This window comes from Vreelandella subglaciescola (assembly GCF_900142895.1).
Lineage (GTDB): Bacteria > Pseudomonadota > Gammaproteobacteria > Pseudomonadales > Halomonadaceae > Vreelandella > Vreelandella subglaciescola.
In genome coordinates, this window is record NZ_LT670847.1 from 2,091,127 (window position 1) to 2,111,812 (window position 20,686).

The 20,686-nt window shown below is 60.5% G+C and carries 19 protein-coding genes; 1 reads left to right on the plus strand and 18 read right to left on the minus strand.

From position 1 onward, the window contains the following. Nucleotide 1: 1 nt before the first annotated feature. From B5495_RS09770 to B5495_RS09820, 11 genes are read right to left on the minus strand one after another with little or no spacing between them, the layout of a single operon-like run. Complete coding sequence (locus B5495_RS09770) at nucleotides 2-1,042, minus strand: EpsG family protein (protein ID WP_079553336.1); 1,041 nt, start codon at nucleotides 1,040-1,042, stop codon at nucleotides 2-4. A gap of 55 nt (nucleotides 1,043-1,097) precedes the next feature. Beyond that, nucleotides 1,098-3,116 (minus strand): asparagine synthetase B family protein, encoded by a 2,019-nt coding sequence (locus tag B5495_RS09775; protein WP_079553337.1) that lies wholly within the window; start codon nucleotides 3,114-3,116, stop codon nucleotides 1,098-1,100. After that, complete coding sequence (galE, locus tag B5495_RS09780; protein ID WP_172824552.1) at nucleotides 3,116-4,129, minus strand: UDP-glucose 4-epimerase GalE; 1,014 nt, start codon at nucleotides 4,127-4,129, stop codon at nucleotides 3,116-3,118. Before galE ends, B5495_RS09775 begins: the two co-directional genes overlap by 1 nt. Continuing rightward, a complete protein-coding gene (locus B5495_RS09785) occupies nucleotides 4,126-5,253 on the minus strand; it encodes a glycosyltransferase (RefSeq protein ID WP_079553339.1) in 1,128 nt (375 codons plus the stop codon). Before B5495_RS09785 ends, galE begins: the two co-directional genes overlap by 4 nt. 28 nt (nucleotides 5,254-5,281) lie before the next feature. Further along, a complete protein-coding gene (locus tag B5495_RS09790; protein WP_172824553.1) occupies nucleotides 5,282-5,884 on the minus strand; it encodes a sulfotransferase family protein in 603 nt (200 codons plus the stop codon). Between the two features lie 34 nt (nucleotides 5,885-5,918). Beyond that, nucleotides 5,919-7,016: a glycosyltransferase family 4 protein gene (locus B5495_RS09795; RefSeq protein ID WP_079553341.1), complete on the minus strand. Its 1,098-nt coding sequence runs from the start codon at nucleotides 7,014-7,016 to the stop codon at nucleotides 5,919-5,921. Further along, complete coding sequence (locus B5495_RS09800; protein WP_079553342.1) at nucleotides 7,013-7,351, minus strand: hypothetical protein; 339 nt, start codon at nucleotides 7,349-7,351, stop codon at nucleotides 7,013-7,015. Before B5495_RS09800 ends, B5495_RS09795 begins: the two co-directional genes overlap by 4 nt. 1 nt (nucleotide 7,352) lies before the next feature. After that, nucleotides 7,353-7,823 (minus strand): sulfotransferase family 2 domain-containing protein, encoded by a 471-nt coding sequence (locus tag B5495_RS09805; protein WP_079553344.1) that lies wholly within the window; start codon nucleotides 7,821-7,823, stop codon nucleotides 7,353-7,355. Next, the gene (locus B5495_RS09810; protein WP_079553346.1) at nucleotides 7,820-8,929 is read right to left on the minus strand and encodes a glycosyltransferase; all 1,110 of its coding nucleotides are present in this window, start codon (nucleotides 8,927-8,929) and stop codon (nucleotides 7,820-7,822) included. Before B5495_RS09810 ends, B5495_RS09805 begins: the two co-directional genes overlap by 4 nt. Next, entirely contained in the window at nucleotides 8,929-9,819 is an 891-nt protein-coding gene (locus B5495_RS09815; protein ID WP_172824554.1) for a sulfotransferase family protein, read from the minus strand. The genes B5495_RS09810 and B5495_RS09815 overlap by 1 nt, the downstream gene beginning before the upstream one ends. Nucleotides 9,820-9,862: 43 nt before the next feature. Beyond that, entirely contained in the window at nucleotides 9,863-10,645 is a 783-nt protein-coding gene (locus B5495_RS09820) for a glycosyltransferase (protein ID WP_079553349.1), read from the minus strand. Nucleotides 10,646-10,696: 51 nt separating this feature from the next. Here B5495_RS09820 and B5495_RS09825 point away from each other — a divergent pair, with 51 nt between their 5' ends. Then, a complete protein-coding gene (locus B5495_RS09825; protein WP_079550466.1) occupies nucleotides 10,697-12,115 on the plus strand; it encodes an IS1380 family transposase in 1,419 nt (472 codons plus the stop codon). A gap of 183 nt (nucleotides 12,116-12,298) precedes the next feature. Here the strand turns inward: B5495_RS09825 and B5495_RS14705 are convergent, their stop codons facing one another. The 7 genes from B5495_RS14705 to B5495_RS09860 all read right to left on the minus strand — a co-directional run bounded on the left by B5495_RS14705 (nucleotide 12,299) and on the right by B5495_RS09860 (nucleotide 20,624). Continuing rightward, on the minus strand, nucleotides 12,299-12,733 hold the full coding sequence (locus B5495_RS14705; protein WP_154045261.1) for a glycosyltransferase: 435 nt from the start codon (nucleotides 12,731-12,733) through the stop codon (nucleotides 12,299-12,301). Between the two features lie 156 nt (nucleotides 12,734-12,889). Beyond that, entirely contained in the window at nucleotides 12,890-14,008 is a 1,119-nt protein-coding gene (locus tag B5495_RS09830) for a glycosyltransferase (protein WP_172824555.1), read from the minus strand. A gap of 5 nt (nucleotides 14,009-14,013) precedes the next feature. Next, on the minus strand, nucleotides 14,014-14,946 hold the full coding sequence (locus B5495_RS09835) for a sulfotransferase family protein (protein WP_079553353.1): 933 nt from the start codon (nucleotides 14,944-14,946) through the stop codon (nucleotides 14,014-14,016). Nucleotides 14,947-14,960: 14 nt separating this feature from the next. Further along, nucleotides 14,961-15,278, minus strand: coding sequence for a hypothetical protein (locus tag B5495_RS09840; protein WP_079553355.1), 318 nt, complete (start codon nucleotides 15,276-15,278; stop codon nucleotides 14,961-14,963). A 269-nt stretch (nucleotides 15,279-15,547) separates the two neighbouring features. After that, nucleotides 15,548-16,966: an IS1380 family transposase gene (locus B5495_RS09845; RefSeq protein ID WP_079550256.1), complete on the minus strand. Its 1,419-nt coding sequence runs from the start codon at nucleotides 16,964-16,966 to the stop codon at nucleotides 15,548-15,550. A 353-nt stretch (nucleotides 16,967-17,319) separates the two neighbouring features. Further along, nucleotides 17,320-19,128 (minus strand): ABC transporter ATP-binding protein, encoded by a 1,809-nt coding sequence (locus B5495_RS09855; protein ID WP_079553356.1) that lies wholly within the window; start codon nucleotides 19,126-19,128, stop codon nucleotides 17,320-17,322. 473 nt (nucleotides 19,129-19,601) lie between these two features. Then, complete coding sequence (locus B5495_RS09860) at nucleotides 19,602-20,624, minus strand: NAD-dependent epimerase (protein ID WP_079553358.1); 1,023 nt, start codon at nucleotides 20,622-20,624, stop codon at nucleotides 19,602-19,604. Between the last annotated feature and the right edge of the window lie 62 nt (nucleotides 20,625-20,686).

Sequence of the window (20,686 nt, forward strand, 5' to 3'; positions counted from 1 at the left end):
GCTACACCAACCACACCAGCTGATACGGCAGCCAGGCGAAGGAGTGGGCGGCGAAAAACAGCCACACCGCCAGCACGGCGGTGTAATAGACCAGCACCCCCAGCACGATATAGGCGCGCCACAGGGAATCCTGCACCAAGGTGTGCAGCCGCGCGAAGACGAAGATTTGAATGGGGATCAGGTAGAGCGCCACGCGGTCCGTGGCCGTGGAAGAAATCACCACCAGCGGAATACAGACGATGGCCAGCAGCGACATCCACCACCACAACCGGCGCTCGCCCTCCTTCAGCGCCAGATACTTGTGCAGCCCCAGGTAGAGCGCCGCCGGGATGGCATTCATCAGCACCCGGATTAGCCCGCCCTGCGACTGGTAGTCGGCTTCCACATAGTTGGCCCAGAGGGAATCGACCGAATCGAACAGGAACAGGTAGCCGCCGATCAGCGAGGCCGCACCGATCCATGCCAGGGAGAGTAAGCGATTGTGGCTGGCCGCCAGGCCGGCCACCGGCAATATCAGCACCGCCGACTTGTGGAAGGCCGCACCGATCATCACCCAGACCACAAACACACGCAGTCGGCTGTCGCCCAGCGCCACCAGCCCCAGCAGCACGAAGCCCAACGCCACCGCCTGGCGCGAATAGCCCATGCCCACCACGATAATCAGGTAGGGCACCGCCACCAGCAGCGCCAGCCAGGGCAAGGGCTGGCGACGAGCGAAGGCAACTACCCCCGTCATCAGGATGGCGCCACAGGCCAGGTTAACCCAGTAGATGTTGCCGCCGAGCTGGGCCACGACCCAGTTGAGCAGGTAGTAGCCGGGATCGCCGTGCAGCAGCACTTCAATGAGAGACATCCCTGCAGCACGATACAGATAGCCGAGATAGGCGAACCAGTCCCCCCCGACCTCGAAGCGCAGGCCGATGGCCAGGGCAAAGAGCCCGCCCACCAACCACCAGACGGCGGTTTGCGCAGAGGGCGCGAGGCGACGCTGGGCGAGTACCCCTAAAGCGGGAATCAGGAAGAGCATCCAATAAGGCAACATAAGGCACGCTAAAATGAGAAGCGCCGCATGCGCGGCGCTTCAGTCTAAAGAAAGGTCACGGCAGCCCCGGCTTCCAGCGCCGCTGCCAGGCGAGCAGCTGCAGCACCGCCCAGAGCTGCTGGGCGTGGTGGCCCTGGCCCTTGAGGTGGGCCTGCCAGAGCCGGCGTACCTGTCGGGCGTCCAGCATCGGCAGCTCGGCAAGGCTCGCGGAGGATAGCAGATCCTCCGCCCATTCCCTAAGCGGGCCGCGCAGCCAATCGTCAAGCGGTATGGCAAAGCCCATCTTGGGGCGCTCGATCAGCTCGCGGGGCACATGGCGATAGAGCAGCTGGCGCAGCACCCACTTGCCCTGGCCGTCACGCAGTTTGATGCCGGCAGGGATGCGCCAGGCGGTGTGGAACACCTCGGGGTCAAGGAACGGCACGCGTACCTCCAGGCTGCTGGCCATGCTGGCGCGGTCGACCTTGACCAGCACGTCGTCCACCATGAAGTGCAGCGTATCCATCAGCAGCATCCACTCCACGCTATTGAACTGCGCCAGCGCCGGGAACAGTGCCTCCGGCGCCGCGCCTGGCCTTGAGCCTTTCAGCAGCGCGGTTGGCTGGCGATTCATCGAGGCAACCCCGGCGAACAGCGCTCGCTCACTCGAGCTTTCCAGCACCGCGGCTAACTTATGCAGCTTTTCGCCGAAGGTGCGCATCCGCAGGCGGCTAGGCAATACCTTGCCACACAGCTGCATCATGCGATCGAGCGCATGAGGGGGAATCGCCTTGAGCGATAGCGCCAGCGCACGCCGCGCCGGCAGCGGCAGGCGCTTGAGCTTGTGCCAGATACGCGGCACCCAGAGGTGGCGGTTGTAGCCGCCGAACAGCTCGTCGCCGGCATCACCGGAGAGCGCCACGCTGACGTGTTCGCGGGTCAGCTTTGATACCAGCGCGGTGGGCAGCTGGGAGGAATCGGCAAAGGGCTCGTCATATAATTCGGGCAACTGCGGTACCAGGTCGAGCGCCATGGCTGAGGTAGCCTGCAGCGTCATATGTTCGGTGCCCAGATGAGCTGCCACCGCTGCGGCATGCTGCGATTCATCGTAGCGGGCATCGTCGAAGCCCACCGAGAAGGTGCGCACCGGCCGCTCGGCCTGCTGCTGCATCAGCGCTACGATCAGCGAGCTATCGATTCCGCCGGAAAGGAAGGCGCCCAATGGCACATCGGCCAGCATCTGTTCCTTTACCGAATGCGACAGCGCACGTTCCACTTCGCTGACCGCCGCCAGGGGGTCGGAGAGCGGTTCATCAGCCATGGCGGCACGCGCGGCGGCTTCTGCCGACCACCATTGCACCGGCGCCGGCAGCCGGCCAGCCTGCACATCGGCTACAGAAAGCGTCAGCATAGAACCCGGCGGCAGCTTGGCGACGCCCTGGAAGATACTCGCCTCGCCCCCCACACAGCCGAAGCGCAGGTAACCTTCCAACGCTTCCGTAGCCAAGGTGCCCTGCCATTCGGGGTGGGCCATTAGCGCCTTGAGCTCGGAGCCGAACAGCAGCGGCCCACGCCCCATTACCGGTTCACGTTCATCACCGCGCTGACCTTGAGCGATACCACAGCCTTGAGCAAAGCCAACGTAAAGCGGCTTCTCGCCGAAGCGATCCCGCGCCAGCGTCAGGGTGCGGGCTTTGCGATTCCACAGCGCGATGGCAAACATCCCCACTGCGGCCTGCAGGGAGGCCTCGACTCCCCAAGCCGCGAACGCCGCCAGCAGCGTTTCGGTATCCGAATGCCCACGCCAAGCCGGGGCCTGGCCTGCGCGTTCCAAGCGGGTGCGCAGTTCGAGGTGGTTGTAGATCTCGCCATTGAAGGCAATCACATAGCACCCGCAGGCCGAATGCATGGGTTGGTGGCCTGCCGGGGAGAGATCCAGGATCGACAAGCGACGGTGCGCCAGCGCAAGCCCGGCCTGCTCCTCACACCATACGCCCTCATCATCCGGGCCGCGGTGCAAAATCTGTGCAGCCATCTTACTGGCAGTGGCAGCACTGGGAGTTTCTTGCCCCCAGAAGCCGGTAATGCCGCACATCAGCTGTATCCTTGCGGGTTGGCCTGCTGCCAGCGCCAGACGTCCGCCATCATGGCGTCGAGATCTCGCTGGGTCTGCCAGCCGAGTTCCTCGCGGGCCTTGGTTGGGTCTGCCCAGCAACGGGCCACATCCCCTCCACGGCGCGGTGCAAAATGATAAGGCACCTGGCGTCCACTTGCCTGCTCGAAGGCACGCACCATCTCCAGCACCGAGAAGCCCCGCCCGGTGCCCAGGTTCCACACGTTCATCCCCGCGCGTTTTTTCAATGCTTCCATGGCCGCCAGGTGGCCGCCCACCAGATCCACCACGTGCAGATAGTCACGCACTCCGGTGCCGTCCGGTGTGGGGTAATCGTTGCCGAACACTGTCAGCGATTCTCGCCGTCCGCTCGCCACCTGGGCAAGGTAGGGCACCAGGTTATTGGGCGTACCCAGCGGCGATTCACCGATGCGCCCGCTCTCATGGGCCCCCACCGGATTAAAATAGCGCAGCACGCCGATATGCCAGCGCGGATTAGATGTCGCCAGGTCCGCCAGCACCTGCTCGACCATCAGTTTGGAACGCCCATAGGGATTGCTCGGCGTTCCCGTCGGCAGCGCTTCATGCCACGGCAGTGGATGGCCCTCGCCGTACACCGTGGCCGAAGAGCTGAAGACCAGCCGGTACACTCCCGCCGCCGCCATCGCCTGGCACAGGGTGTTGGTCCCGCCCACGTTGTTCTCGAAATACGCCAGCGGCTGCTCGACGCTTTCGCCCACCGCCTTCAGGCCAGCGAAGTGCATCACCGCATCACAGGCGTGCTCGGCAAACAGCTCATCCAACAACACCCGGTCACGCACATCGCCTTCGATAAACGGCACGTTGCCTCCGCCGAGCGCCGCCGCTCGAGTCACCGCCTCGGGTGAGCCGTTGGCCAGGTTGTCCAGCACCACCACCTCGTGCCCTGCCTCCAGCAGCGCCACGATGGCGTGCGAGCCGATATATCCGGCCCCTCCGGTTACCAGTATCTTCATTTAGTTCCTTGCAACTGTTGTTGATCGCTCAGGTCATCATCCCGGTACACGGCCAGGTAACGATCCGCCATGACATCCAACGAAAAGCGCGCCAATACCCGCTCGCGTGCGGCCACTCCGAGGCGTTCGTGTTCGTCATCAGACAGACGCAGGGCGCGCCCCATCGCCTTTGCCAGCGCCTCGGCATTCCGCGGCGGCACCAGGAAGCCCGCATCTCCGACCACCTCCCGCACGCCCCCGCAGTCGGTAGCCACCACCACACGACCGCAGGCCATGGCCTCGGCCACCACTAGGCCGAAGCCTTCCCAGGCGGAGGCGAGCACGAAAACATCACTGGCGGCCATCAGCGCCGGCACGTCATGCCGCACGCCGAGAAAATGCACCCGGTCGGCCACCCCCAGCGACCCGGCCATGGCCTCCAGTTCCCCGCGCAAGGGCCCGTCACCGACGATTGCCAGCTGGGGCGGCACCGGGCCACCTTCCAGCCCGGCAAAGGCGCGCAGCAGATTGGGGTAATCCTTCGGCTCCCACAGCCGCCCCACCGCCAGCAGCAGGGGAGCGGCCTCATCCAGGTTCAGCTCTGTCCGCACCCGCTCCCGGGCGGCAGGGTCAAAGGTGAAGGCCGCAGTATCGATGCCATTGTGGATGGCCACCATACGCCCCGGCCGTAGCGCGCCCTGTTGCTCGAAGGCCCCCACCGCCTCGGCAGAGACATTGGTCGAGATATTCGCCAACCGATCCGTCAGCCGATAGGCCCGCATGCGCCCACGTCCTTCTTCGTTGGTGTTGTGCGCACTGGAGATCAGCCGGGGCATGGGCGTGACCAGGCGCAGCAGCCGGGTGAGGATATTGGCGTGCACCAGGTGGCTATTCACCACGTCCGGTCGGAAGGAGCGCACCAGCCGGCGGAAACGCACCATTGCCGCCAGCACGCCTAGCAGGCTGCGTCGCATCTGCAGATTCTCCAGGCGCACGCGCACATCGGTCGGGCTCAACTCAGCGTCGCCGTGAAAGCGGACCAGCACCACTTCGTGACCTGCCGCAGCGAAATGATCTGCCAGGCCCGTGACCAGGCGCTCGGCACCGCCGACGCCCAGGCTGGTAATCGTCAGTAGGACCTTCATTTACAAAGGCACATAAAAATTGATTTCCTTACGTGGTATTCTTCTTAATAAGAAGACGCATTAACTTCCCAACATAACGATGATACTTGGTCTCACGATCAACCGCTTTATTCACATGAGGAAACACGCTATCGGGTATATCATGCTCAAGAAACTCACATAATTCTTCCCATCCGTCATCATTTGACAAATCCATCTCGAGAAGATCATTCGGCCGATTGGAGAAATACTTTCTTACCGAATCATAGTGTTGTCTGTAAATTTCTAAGTAAGTCTCTTCATTCCCCAGAGGGCACCCAACTCCGTAAATCCATCTACGCATGGGGGTCTCGTTCGCACCGAAATGGGTGAGCTGACTGCGCATCCAGCTCTGCTCATCTCTCAGCGTGAGAATAAATTTGCTGCCGGGGAACATTTCATCCATCTCTCGATAAAAAAGAGGCCATGGGTTATCTTGGAATGCATCATAATCATTCACCAATTGCTTACACATTGACAAAGCATTAAATGCTATATCAGGATCGCGGATACCGTTTGGCCCAGTAACCTTATAGCCGAGTTGTTCCAAAGCTAGCGCTATACTAGTTGTCCCTGTTTTATGAAACCCAATACAAAATATTTTATTATCCATAGAATCGCTAACCACAGTAGATGATGTTTTATTTTTAAATGCTAATCATTAGCTCGTTCAGGATTGCTTCCCATTCTCGCCGTATGCCTTCAGGGCGATACCGCTCGGCGTTCTCCTGCGCTGCCCGTGCCATCTCTGTCCGCTCGTCGGGGTTCATCATCAGTGCCGCCAGCCCTTCGGCCAATGCCTGCGGATCTTCCGGATGCACCAGCCGACCGCTACCCCCGGAAAGCACCTCGCGGGGGCCAGTGGGGCAGTCCGTCGACACACTGGGCAGACCGAAGTGCTGCGCCTCCAGCAGCGTCATGGGCAGCCCCTCCCAGCGCGAGCTCATCACATACAGTGAGGCGGCGCGATACTCGCTGGCCATGTCGCGGACCTGGCCGACGAAGACCACCGATTCGTCGATGCCCAGCTCAGTGGCCAGCGCCTTCAGCGCCGACTTCTCTTCACCGCCCCCAACGATACGTAGCACCCAGCCATTCTGTGCGTCACCCAGGTGCTGCCACGCCCGCAGCAGTACATCAAAGCCCTTCTCTGTCGTCAGGCGGCCAACGGCCAGTGCGATCTTAGGCCCACCCTCCTGTTGCAACCCGATTGTCTCGGCCTCAGGAAAGCGAGGAATCGGATTCCAGATGGCCTGCACCCGGTTGCTGATACGGTATTTCTTCCGCCAAGCTATCGCATCCCGTTCGGTGAGTACCACCACCCGCGCACTCAGTCGGGAGGCCGCCAGACGCGCCAGATCACGCATGCGCGTACCGTGGCTGGTGGTCAGGTTGAAGTGCTCCCAGCAGACGGTCTTTATCGGGGACTTCCACACCCAGGGAACACAGAAGGCGAACAGGATAGAGTCTACCAGCACCATCGCCTGCGCACCGGACTCGCGGGATTCGTTTTTCAGGCAACGCGAGATGGCCGCCGCTCGGCGCAGGCTGCCGCCGGCCGGCTCCAACCCGGCGGACTTCACCCGCACCGCCTCCGGCATGTCGAACCAGGGCTCCGCCGGCCCGAACAGACTCAAGATGGAGACCTCGTGGCCCGCCTCGTCCAGCGTAGCGGCGATTTCCGTTGTTACCCGTTCGGTGCCGCCGGAGGCGGAGATGTCACCAATGACGAAAAGCAGCTTCACGATTCCTCCTCGCCGAGCAGGTGGCCGAATGCGTGGATGTCCGCCCGATAGTGATGGTTGATCTCCTCCACTAGGGCTGGGTTGAGAAGGGAGGCCTTGTCGGGTGTCTGGCCCGTTTCGCGGTAGAGCTCATGCAGTTCCTCGGCGCTCATGCTCCACGCCTTCGGTATTTCCACCGCACCCGAGGTCGAATTCGTACGGCCGGGTAACAACTGCACCAGGCCGACTTCGTTCATCACCTGGTCGAACTGATCCACCCGGGCCACCACGTCGTAGTCCACGGGCAGCAGTTGCTGTTGCTGGGTGTAGATGTGGCGATCACGATGCCGGTTCACCTTACCCCCCCCCGAAGCATAGGCGCAGATAATCGTGGACAAAACGCTCGAACGTCGCCTGTGCCGGGTCCGCCCCCGTAACCTGCTTGAAGTCGGCAAATATCGTCCGATTGCCCTTGCGCTGAATGAACTTGTTCTGAAAGCAGGAAACCACCCGATCCAGCGGGGGGCGCACGAAGACCATGACGTGACGGGCCCGGTCGACCTCTTTTCGACTGCGCACCAGATGGTTCAGGAACAGGAAGCGGAAGATCGACTCGTCAGCTCCGCGTCCCCTTGATGATCCCGCCTCGACGAGTGCGCGGATGGAACTTGATGCGTTCTTGTGAATGGCGCAGAACACGAACCACTCGCCGTTGACCTGCACCTGGAAATGCGGGGCCTCCGTGGGGAGATATAGCGAGCGACCGGCCAGTCGCTTGACACCTCGGAGTCCGGCGGCCAAGCGATTATCGGTCTTTAGAACACTCATTTCGCTTCCCTTTCACTCAGACCCATGGCACCAAGGTACTGGCGCGCCACCGAGGCCGATTCGAACTGTTTCAGGTGATGCGCCAATTCCGTCGGGGTCGGCTCCCGTTCATACGCCCGCGTGATTCCCTTGGCCAGCACCTCGCTGTCTCCTACCGGGACCAATTCACCGAATCGGCCGTCATCGAGAACCTCTCTGGGCCCGCTCGGACAATCCGCGGACACGACCTTGGCACCGCCCGCCAGCGCCTCAATCAGGACGGTCGGCAAACCCTCCCAACGAGAGGAAAGGGCAAAGACGTCCGAGGCGGCGATATAGCGGTACGGGTTGGCGTCGAAACCGGCAAACTTCACCATCGCTCCGATGCCAAGCTCATCGGCAAGCGCTTGCAGTTCCTCCAGCCGTTCGCCCTGGCCCAGTACCATCAGCCGTACCGGGCGTTGGTTGTTCACGTAAGCAATGGCACGCAGGAGGGTATCGTGATCCTTCTGTTCGGTCAGACGACCAGCGGTCACCACCGTCAGCCAGCCCCGGTGCGGCGCGAACCACGGATGATCCACTGGCTCCGCCGCCTTCCGATAGAAATCCTTTGTGAGAATCGGGTTATAGATGGTGTGTACACGTTCCAGCCTCACGCCGGCGACCTGCCGGATGTCCTCGCTGACCCCGCGCGACACGCCGATCACGCCTGCCGCGCGCGGCAGGTACCAACGCGCCGCCAGCGGCATCAGCCAGCGCTCCTTCCAGCGCGGAGCGTGCCGGCAGTGCCGGGAGAAATGGATATGCGAGACGACGTACACTGGGACAGCACCCTTGGCCGCCTGGATAGAGAGCACGCCGGCCCCTTCCATCATCGCCAGCAGTACATCCGGCGATTGCTCTTGAACGTAATCGCGAATGGCGGCTCGCCAGCCGCGGGCACCAACCGTCTGGGCCACCTGCATCTCGGCCGCGGTAGGCACCTCGGCTATCAGTTCGCCCTCGCCGTGCGCCAGCACGAAGTCCACCGCGTGGCCCGCGGCGACGAACTCGTGGGCCAGGTTCACGGAGACCCGCTCCGCTCCTGCACCCGCCAGGGAATAGATTACGATGCCGATACGGGCCATCAATGCCTCCAATGTTCGATACGCCGTCCGAGCAGGCGCTCGGCGGTTTCCACGTCCGGCCGAAAATGCTCACGCAGCTCCGCCTCGAAGATTTCACTGATCTCCGGCTTGCCCCCCGGCTTGCGATTGAAGCGTGTGAGTATGTCCGACGGATGAATCCTCAGCCGCGAGAGTACGGCCTTCAGTCCGCGATACATCGGGCCGTTGCCATCAACCAGCTTCCGATGCGTCTCCACGAGCCAGCGAAACCGGTGACGGCGCGCGCTATTCGTCGCCCCGAACTCGGCGCGGCCATCGTCTTCCAGTCCCAGGAAGCCCAGCACCTGCCGGTAACCCGATCTCGGATCGGCAAAAAACTCCTCGAACACCAGCACCAGGCGCTGATCTGCCGGCACCTTGTCAAAGAACGCCGGCAACTGGTCTCGGTAGCGAAAGATCTGCTCGTACTGCAGAAACCGCGGCTCCCGGCAGGTAGCGGGGATCCGCCTACCTTCTGCCCGGTCCGACTGCAACCGCCAGGCGCGCTCGAAGACCTCTTCGTCCTCGTTGAGGTTGTGCAGCAACTCGCCATGAAAGGATCGAACCGCCGCCACCGGCTCACGCACCAGCACGATGAACTTCGCATCTGGATAACCCGATAAGATGCGGTCCAGTGCCACCTCCGAGTGGATCACCGAGGCCGACGCATCGCCCCGAAGCTGGCCCGGCTCTGCATCCCGATACAGCGCCAGATAATCATCCTCGGTCGTTACCTCCCGCGCACCGGGATAATCCTCGGTGAAGTAGTGCGGCTCCTTAAGCGCAGGCAGGAATACGCCCGGATGACTGTTGAGGTAGCCATACAAAGATGTCGTGCCGGCCTTCGGGTAACCTGTAATAAAGAAATTCATGACCGCTGCAACTCGAAGAAGAAATTTAAAACGTCCAACAGCCTCAAGGGGTCTCGACGCTGGTCTTCCTCGTCGTGTCAGCACCGAAGCCAAGCGCATCCAGATACTCATCGGCAATCCGATCAACGTGAAAATCCATGGCCCGCGTCTTCAAGGTTTCGCTATCCAGCGGGTTATCCAACGTGCGCGCCATTGCAGCAGCCAGCGCTTCGGGATCGCGCATCGGCACCAGCTCACCGTGGCGACCATCTTCGAGGATTTCGCGCGGGCCAGTCGGGCAGTCCGTAGATACAACCGGGCAACAGCAGGCCAGAGCTTCAATCAGGACGGTCGGTAAACCTTCGAAATAAGAAGCCAACACGAATAACTGCGCACGCGCCATCCAAGCGTAAGGATTATCCACTGCACCGGGGAGCCATACATCATCCTCCAGGCCCAGATCGCGCACGCAGGCCTCCAACTCCGGACGCTGCGGCCCTTCACCAAGGATCACCAGGCGAGCGTTACGCTGGGCGCGGAGCGTGGCAAATGCCTCGATCAGATCTAGAAATCCTTTTCCTTTATACAAGCGTCCTACTCCAAGAACGATTGGTGCACCAACTTCTTCAAACATCGATCCAGGCGATAGGCGCGCCTTAATAAATAACCGATCGCTGACTACTGGGTTATGAATCACCCGAATCGAGGCGCGCGGTAGACGAGATACCTTAGCCAAGTTATCTCCCATGACTTTAGAAATCGCAACAATGGCATCGGCGCGGGGATAAACCCAATGACCCAAAAGGGACACCCAACGTCCTTTACGCCATAAACCCGCCTTATTCACCGGGCTGAGACAGAAAAGAAGATGGCGAGCAGTTTCTCTTGTAGAATCAATATGTTCCTAACCGAACTTGACTCAAGAGGACCACTCGCCATGGGTGAAAGCCTATCCCCCTGGACCCCGTCATGCAACGGGTCCATCCGCGTCGAGCTCAGCGGCCATCGCACCACCAGCGACAGCGGTGCTTTGCTGTTGCGTGAAGCCCTCGACAACAGCGGCATGATCGATGCGCTGGACGACCATCTGGTCGATCATCGCGACCCGGATCGCGTCCGCCACTCGTTAGCCAGCCAGCTGCGTACCCTGGTGCTGCAGCGTTCGATGGGCTGGATCGACCTCAGCGATACCGATACGCTTCGCCGTGACCCGCTCTGGCAGCTAGCCTGCAGTGATGCCCGCGGGACAACGCCGTTGGCTCAGGACCGGCCATCTCAAGCGACGCTGTCGCGGCTGCTGACGTGCCTGGGCCGCGACGACAATATCGATACCGTGCATGAGGGCCTGCTGCGGCTGGCGGTCTGGCGACTGACCTCGCTGAACGGCGGCGAACGCCCCGAGCATCTGACGCTGGACATCGACGGCTTGCCGATCGACGTTCACGGCCACCAGGGCGGTTCGGCGTTTCATGGACTTTACGGGGCCAGAATCTACTCGCCTTTGGTGGCCTCGCTGGCAGAGACCGGCGACATGGTGGGCGGCCTGCTGCGTGAAGGTAACGCCGGCCCAGCCGAGAATGCCGATACCTGGATCCCACATCTGGTGCGGCGACTCAACGAGAGCACCGGGGCCAAGGTCAAGGTGCGCATCGACGCCGGCTTCACCGACAACGACACGCTTGAGGCGCTGGAAGATCGCGACATCGAGTATCTGGGCCGGTTGCGCAGTCATACGGGCCTGCAGACACTGGCAGCGCCACATCTGAAGCGGCCACGCGGCCGGCCCCCCGAGCAACCTCGGGAATGGTGCCATGACCTGGCGTACCAAGCCGGTACCTGGCCGGCGCCGCGGCGCGTGGTGCTGGTGGTACAAGAGCGGCCCGATGATCTGCTGCTGCATGCCTTCTTTTTGGTCACCAATCTCGGCAAGTTCGACTGGCCGCCGGAAAAGGTCCTGGCGCTTTATCGCAAGCGCGGCAGCGCCGAAGCCCACATGGGCGAGGTGAAGTCGTCGCTCGATATGCATCTCTCCTCGACTGATCGCGGTGTCTCCACCGTCCAGGACGTCATGGCCCGCAACGAGGTAAACCTGCTGCTGACTCTCTGCGCTTATCAGGTGCTACACGGGCTGCGTTGCCTGTTGGAACGACAGACCCGGCAGGGCTGGAGCCTGAAGCGGATGCGCGAGCAGGTGCTCAAGGTGGCCGCCACGCTGACAGTGCACGCCCGGCGTATCACCGTGCACCTCGGCGATGCCGCCGACAAATGGTGGCCATCCTTACTGAAGGGGTTGCCGCGGCTGACGGCATTGACCTGACACGTCGCATTACTCAGCCTTTTCCAGCAGACAAAACGGCCACTATGGAGGCCGACGACCACGGCTGCGCCGTCACTCGAAACCAATGAACTTCAGTTATAAATATCACGGCATTGATACGATAAAGCTATGTGCTAATCGGCTACTCAGCGACCGTATGACATAAAAGCCGGTCGGTCCCGGTCACCACGGGACGTAAAACGCTCGTTCGGCGTCCTGATGAATAAGGCGGGATAAAGGCTTTGACGCTTCAAGCGTGGGCGGCACATGGAAGCTAATGGAGATTGCTGCTTTAATACGAGATATGCGTAATGCAGTAACCGCGACAAGATTAAGATGCTCTTCTGCCGCAATTACCGCTTCCGGCCGTTCTTTACGAAAATACTCAACCAGTGCTGGCAAAGCGGCAACAACACGCTGCTTATGGAGCTCGACGACCCGCACGTTTAATGGTAAAGCGTCACGCTCATTGGCAGGAAGGGCGCCAGAGAAAAGTACAAAATCTACCGAATAGCCACGCCTTGCGATGCCATGAGCCAGGTTCAACCGGTTACGCGGCACACCAGACACGGAATAGCTCGCCAGCAGGATACTGATCCGCCGGGGGGTATCTGTCATTTCAACGCTCCCACTTTTTCATTTTCAAATCCCGCACATCAACCATCTCTCGGGGCTGATTAGCGAGTCGAATCTGACTTCTCTGCACGCAAAGAGGCTCAAACTCGCAAATAAAAACTGCAATTTTTTTATTTTCGAAATTGGCTCTTCGACGCTTCATGTGAATTGGGCCTGATCCAGCAATGAATCGAACAGTGCTTCGTACTCCCGCGCCGCCCGCTGATCTGTAAACCGCCCCGCGTATTCGAGCAATTTGCCCTGAGGTTTCGGGTGATCGGCAGCTTCCCGGATGGCGCTGGCAAGCTTCTCGGGATCACCACCTTCATAGAGAAAGCCATAGTCGCCATGCCCCAGTACCTCTGGAGGGGCCCATGCCGAGCCGTTCGCCACCACCTGGCAACCGCAAGCCATGCTCTCGATCAGCACATTACCGAAGCCTTCCCACATGGAGGGCAGAATAAAGATCTCAGCCTGGCGGTAATAGGCAAACGGATCATCCACATATCCCATGAACTCGACCCGGTCATTCAAGTCTAGCTCTGTGACCAGAGCTTCGAGACGGGCACGTTCGGGACCATCGCCCAGCACAATCAGATGAAAGTGGTCATCAAGAAGCTGGAGCGCCCGGATCACCTCGTCCACCCTCTTATATCCTGTGAGCCGAGACGACGTTACGATCAGGCCTTGTTCCTTGCACTCGAAGCTGGGGTCGGGAAGTTTAGCCTGGCTGAGAACCGGGTTGTGGATGACGGAACTCCTCTCGAGACGCGGCACGTGCGTGTGCAGGTCTTGCCGTACCGCCTCCGAGACGCAAACCACATGATCCGCGTACGGATAGGTAAGCCTTATGGCGCGGAGAATAATATGCCCTTCTCGGCGACTCCACATATACTGGAGCCTCGGCGTTAGGACATTGTGAGAAGTCAACAACAACTTGCAGGGACGCCGGGCAACCAGACGCGCCACTACTGCCAGCGCGTTCGGATGCTCCATGGCCGAGACCACGACATCCGGCCGGATCTGGCGGATGACCCTGACCAACGGGAAGAAGGCTTTCTTGAGCCCGACTCGACCAAGCTCGATCACCTCCACCGCATCCGACAGATCATCGACCGGCTCCTCAAGGGTGCCGGTTATCACGAGGTAAGGCTCGTACCGTTCTTTATCCAGACCATTGAGCACGTGACGGAAGACTTCCGCGACGCCGTAGCGGAACCGGCCGGTTCCCGAGAAGAAAAAGAGCAGTCGAATTTTCTCATTATCCAGTTTGGTCAACTCGCTCATCCTTTCAGCCAGTATTGCTTAAGCGAGCGCCCCAGGATTCCTTCCAGCCGTTCAACATCCGGGCGGAACTCAATCATCAATTCTTCCCTGAATTCTTCAGATAGCCGAGGGCGAGGCTTGTGCGTAATATTGCCCTTTCTGACGTACTGGTCGATGGTCCGCCCTGGGCGAAGGCCAAATGTATTCGCGATCTTCTTCGCCATACGCATGGCACCGGGGTACCGCCGTGGGATATCTCTGGAGGCCTTCAGGAGCCACAGGCTCTTGACCCGCTTGCTTTCGTTCACCTTTGGGTAGGTGTCGAGCGTGATATTCCTGACACCGAGGAAATCGAGCACCTCCCGGTATCCCCGGTCCGGATCCTCGAAGAATTCTTCCATGATGATGATCTTCACACTCCCACTAGGTGCCACGTCGAGCAAACGATCGATCTGGGGGCTCCATGAGCAGACATCCTTGTAGAGAAGATGCTTGGGCTCCCTGGCGTTCAGTGGAATGTACTCGCCTTGACGACGGGCCGCCTGGAGCCGCCAGGCCTTCTCAAAATCGGGCTCATCCTCCCTGAGGTCGAGAAGCAGTTCACCATGGGTGGCCTGCGCGGTCTTCACAGGATCACGTAACATGGCGATGAACCTTGCTTCAGGGTTGACGGCCAGAATCTCGCGAACCGCCGCTTCCGAGTACAGATACCAGACCGATGCCTCGCCAATTGTCTGCCCTTCCTGAACACCGTCAAAGACTTGCTGATAATCCGAAAACGATTCGAAATTCACGTTGCCGGGGAAATCGGTGCAGAAGTAATGTGCCTCTTTACGGCACATGAAGACGTCCGGGTGCTTGCGCAGGTACGCGTCGAGTGCTGTTGTCCCAGCCTTGGGCGCGCCAACGATAAAAAAATCAGGCACGATATCTTTATTAATTAAATCCATATGTGCCCCGATTTTCAGAAAGAGTAATTGAATGCTTCAATATCATCGGCAAAACTCTCAGCCACTATTTGTCTAGAGCTGGCATCGTAATAATCGCGGTAGTCACGTCTTTTCGTGCTCTTCAGGTGCGGTAACGATGCAGTCAATCCGGTTCGCTTCATCGCCTCATCAAACGAGCCCTCCAGATCCTCGAAATAACCAACGTAATCCACCAGAAAGCCACCTTCAGTCGACCGAACCCACTCAACTTGCGGCATGAACATCTTTTCTTTGTCCCTGAAAGCCGGGTCCTTATACCAATAAGCACGCTCGACCCAGTCACTAAAGCTCATGCTAGAAGCCGAAAGTCCAGTCTGATTTGTCTTAACCCCGCCTTATTCATCAGGACGCCGAACGAGCGTTTTACGTCCCGTGGTGACCGGGACCGACCGGCTTTTATGTCATACGGTCGCTGAGTAGCCGATTAGCACATAGCTTTATCGTATCAATGCCGTGATATTTATAACTGAAGTTCATTGGTTTCGAGTGACGGCGCAGCCGTGGTCGTCGGCCTCCATAGTGGCCGTTTTGTCTGCTGGAAAAGGCTGAGTAATGCGACGTGTCAGGTCAATGCCGTCAGCCGCGGCAACCCCTTCAGTAAGGATGGCCACCATTTGTCGGCGGCATCGCCGAGGTGCACGGTGATACGCCGGGCGTGCACTGTCAGCGTGGCGGCCACCTTGAGCACCTGCTCGCGCATCCGCTTCAGGCTCCAGCCCTGCCGGGTCTGTCGTTCCAACAGGCAACGCAGCCCGTGTAGCACCTGATAAGCGCAGAGAGTCAGCAGCAGGTTTACCTCGTTGCGGGCCATGACGTCCTGGACGGTGGAGACACCGCGATCAGTCGAGGAGAGATGCATATCGAGCGACGACTTCACCTCGCCCATGTGGGCTTCGGCGCTGCCGCGCTTGCGATAAAGCGCCAGGACCTTTTCCGGCGGCCAGTCGAACTTGCCGAGATTGGTGACCAAAAAGAAGGCATGCAGCAGCAGATCATCGGGCCGCTCTTGTACCACCAGCACCACGCGCCGCGGCGCCGGCCAGGTACCGGCTTGGTACGCCAGGTCATGGCACCATTCCCGAGGTTGCTCGGGGGGCCGGCCGCGTGGCCGCTTCAGATGTGGCGCTGCCAGTGTCTGCAGGCCCGTATGACTGCGCAACCGGCCCAGATACTCGATGTCGCGATCTTCCAGCGCCTCAAGCGTGTCGTTGTCGGTGAAGCCGGCGTCGATGCGCACCTTGACCTTGGCCCCGGTGCTCTCGTTGAGTCGCCGCACCAGATGTGGGATCCAGGTATCGGCATTCTCGGCTGGGCCGGCGTTACCTTCACGCAGCAGGCCGCCCACCATGTCGCCGGTCTCTGCCAGCGAGGCCACCAAAGGCGAGTATATTCTGGCCCCGTAAAGTCCATGAAACGCCGAACCGCCCTGGTGGCCGTGAACGTCGATCGGCAAGCCGTCGATGTCCAGCGTCAGATGCTCGGGGCGTTCGCCGCCGTTCAGCGAGGTCAGTCGCCAGACCGCCAGCCGCAGCAGGCCCTCATGCACGGTATCGATATTGTCGTCGCGGCCCAGGCACGTCAGCAGCCGCGACAGCGTCGCTTGAGATGGCCGGTCCTGAGCCAACGGCGTTGTCCCGCGGGCATCACTGCAGGCTAGCTGCCAGAGCGGGTCACGGCGAAGCGTATCGGTATCGCTGAGGTCGATCCAGCCCATCGAACGCTGCAGCACCAGGGTACGCAGCTGGCTGGCTAACGAGTGGCGGACGCGATCCGGGTCGCGGTGATCGACCAGATGGTCGTCCAGCGCATCGATCATGCCGCTGTTGTCGAGGGCTTCACGCAACAGCAAAGCACCGCTGTCGCTGGTGGTGCGATGGCCGCTGAGCTCGACGCGGATGGACCCGTTGCATGACGGGGTCCAGGGGGATAAGCTTTCACCCATGGCGAGTGGTCCTCTTGAATTGTGTTCGTTCAGGAACATCTTGATTCTACAAGAGAAACTGCTCGCCATCTTCTTTTCTGTCTCAGCCCGGTGAATTAGGCGGGTTAACCCGATAACAGTAATGGGAAACAACTTTATCCCATGGATTTCGGACGATCGCAAAAGTGAACCTTCGCCTCCACTTATCTAGGCCCACCTCTGCAATTTTTTCCCGGGCCGTCTTGTGCTCAAATGGGATCTTAAGCGCATTCTCAATGCTGCTGCCGCCCGTCTTGTTGATATGGATAAAATAAAAATTGTCCAGATTCCGATGCCTAAACTTGTTCTTGTAGAACCCTATCTTATCTTTGATAACACTCACAATTTCACCCTTGAGACAAGCCAAACCTAAATCAGGAATGTTCGGCCATGCGTTTGAAGATGGCGTTGCGCTCGGAGAGCTCGCCATAACTGCCGTGATCTACCAAGCGGCTATCAGCCAACAGGTAAATACTGTCGCACTGTTTTACCGTACCCAGGCGGTGGGCGATCATGATGATGGTCTTCTTGCCGGAGAAGTCGTGGATCGCATCCATGATCAGCTTCTCGGTGATGCCGTCCAGTGCGCTGGTGGCTTCGTCGAGAATCAGCACGTCGGCGTCGTGGTAGAGCGCCCGGGCAATGCCGATGCGCTGACGCTGACCGCCGGAGAGCTGCACGCCGCGCTCACCCACCCGCGTTTCCAGGCCATCGGGCAGCTCATTGAGCAGTTCGTCCAGGTGGGCCATGCTGGCGGCCCGGCGCACCTTGCCTTCATCGATGGCCTCAGGCGGCAAGCCGAAGGCGATGTTCTCGCGTATGGAGCTGTCGGCCAGGAAGATGGCCTGGGGCACGAAGCCCAGGCTGTTCTGCCAGGCGCGGCGGTTCTCGTCGGTCAGCGGCTGGCCGTCGATCAGCAGCTGGCCTTGCTGGGGATCAATCAGGCCCAGCAGCAGGTCGATGGCAGTGGACTTGCCGGAGCCTGAGGCCCCCACCAGGCCGATCACCTGATTAGCGGGGATCTCCAGGTTCAGCCCTTTCAGCGCCGGTTCCTGCTTGCCGGGGTAGCTAAAGGTGACATTGGCCAGCTGGATGTTGTGTTTAGGGGCCAGATGCTGTTCCGTTCGCTCCTTCTCGGTGAGCGGTTGTTGGATATGCTCCCGGCTACTGGCATAGAGATCGTCGCGCAGGGCATCGAAGGCCGCCAGGTTGCCGCGGATCTGGGAGAGGCTGGTGTAGACCTGCTGGAAGGCGGGCAGCAGCTTGAAGCCGGCCAGCGCATAGACGGAGAGTACCGGCAGAATCGTTCCCAGGTTGCCCTGGTGGGCAGTCAGCAGATAAAGCACCAGGAAGATCACGCTGCCAAACGCCACCAGCTCCATGGCATAGCGCGGCGCCTGGCCCATGGCCGCGTTCGTGCCCTGCGCCTCGGCGAAGCGGTCGCTCGCGTCATCGAAGCGATCGGTAAATACTTGTTGGCGGCCCAGCAGCAGGGCGTCCTTGATGCCGCCGAAGCCTTCACTCATCAGCTTGAAACGCAGCTTCTGCGCCTCGGAGATGCTCTTGCCATTGCGGACCAACCGCCGACGTACGGTGCGGAAGAGCAGCACGTAAGCCACGGTGAAAATTGCCAGCCCCGCCAGCGCTACCACTGGGTTATAGAGGAAGATCGCGATGGTCATGAATAGCGCCATCACCAGCTTGGCGTTCATCTGCATCAGCGGGTTGATGATGCTTCCCGTGATGCGCTGGCATTCCTGGGCGATCTGGTTGGTCAGCTGGCTGCTGCTGCCGCTGGCGTGAAACAGCCACGGCTGGTGCATATAGTGCTTATAGAGCCGGCTGGCAAGCTGTGCCCCCACCCGCGCGCCATACATGGAAAGCCGCCAGATGGTGAACATCGAGACCAGTGCCGCGCCGGTGAGCACCACCAGCACGCCGATGCCCAGCCAGAACAGGAAGGTGCGCGGCTCGGCAAAGCCGCTGGCACGGTAAAGCTCCGCCATCATGCCCTCGCCCTGCAGCTGACTCATGTCGCCGACCAGCGCCATGAAGGGGCCGATGGAGGCCACCCCGGCGATCTCGGCAAACGACATCAGCACTACCAGAACCTGCAGGCGCAGGAGCTTCTGGCGCTGCTCGGCGGTGAGCAAGGAATAGAGTTCTTTGAGCTGTGCAAACATGTGGGGTGTCAGTTGTCAGGTTCAAGGGGCAAGGGGCAAGGGGCAAGGGGCAAGGGGCAAGGAAAAGCGCCTAGCGCCTAGCGCCTAGCGCCCGGCGGGCAACTGGAGCTGTCCTTGACCTTGTGGGAGGGAGCTTCAGCTCGCGATGCAGCGCGACGCGCTGCCGGTATCAGGCGCCTGGCGGCGCCATCGCCCGGCGGAGCCGGCCTCCCACGAAAACCTGTTCAGTAGTGGCTACCTCCTTCGCTGGAGACGCCGCCCGCCAAGAGATCCGCGGCAGCATCGGCCCGGTTGGAGCCGCCGCCCGCTCTTGGGTCAGACCCCTGGGCCAGTGGCTCGGCGCGGTATCAGTCGGCCGTTTGCGTTGTGCTCTCGGCCGGGGTCTGACCCGCGAGTTCCATTCCTTCTTGCCATCGCTTCGTGATGTATCGCGCGGCAAAGCCGCCCTCCTACAAGGTCAAGGGCAGCGAGCCTTATACCTTGTAGTAGTCGCGGTACCAGGCGACGAAGTTGGCCACGCCTTGCTTCACCGGGGTGGCGGGCTTGTAACCCACGGCGCGCTCGAGCTCGGTGGAGTCGGCGTAGGTGTCGGGTACGTCGCCGGGCTGCAGCGGCAGCAGATCCTTGATTGCTTTTTTACCCAGCGCTTCTTCAACGGCTTCGATGTAGGTGCTGAGCTTGACGGGGTCGTTGTTGCCGATGTTGTAGAGCCTGAACGGGGCGTTGCTGGTCGCCGGGTCCGGGGCATCGCTGCTCCACTCGGGGTCGGGCGTGGCCGGCTGGTCGCTCACGCGGATCACGCCCTCGACGATGTCGTCAATGTAGGTGAAGTCGCGGGTGTGGTTACCGTGGTTGAACACCTTGATGGGTTCGCCGGCAAGCGTGGCCTTGGTGAACAAGAACAGCGCCATGTCCGGGCGGCCCCAGGGGCCGTAAACGGTGAAGAAGCGCAGCCCGGTAGTCGGCAGCCGGTAAAGGTGGCTGTAGCTGTGGGCCATTAGCTCGTTGGCGCGCTTGGTGGCAGCGTAAAACTGTAGCGGGTGATCGACGCCTTCGTGCTCGGAGAACGGCATCTTAGTGTTAGCACCGTAGACGCTGCTGGTGCTGGCGTAGGTTAGATGTTCGACCTTGTGATGCCGGCACGCTTCAAGCAGGTAGGTGAAGGCAATCACGTTGCTTTCTACGTAGGCGTGGGGGTTTTCCAGCGAGTAGCGCACCCCGGCCTGGGCGGCCAGGTTGATAACCCGCTCGATGCGCTGCTCGGTAAAGCAGCGCTTTACGGCCTTGGGGTCGGCCAGGTTTTCGCGGTAGAAAACGTAGCGGCTGCCGGTGCGCTGGGCGGTCTCTTCGAGGATCTCGAGGCGGGCCTGCTTGATGGCCGGGTCGTAGTAGTCGTTGACTATGTCAAACCCCACTACGTTGTCGCCGCGCTCGAGCAGTGTCTTGGCGACGTGAAAACCGATGAAGCCGGCGTTGCCGGTGACCAGAGTTGTCATAACGTTCCTATTTAAATCTGTGCCATCGCTGCGCGATGGATCGCCCAATAAATTGGCCTCTT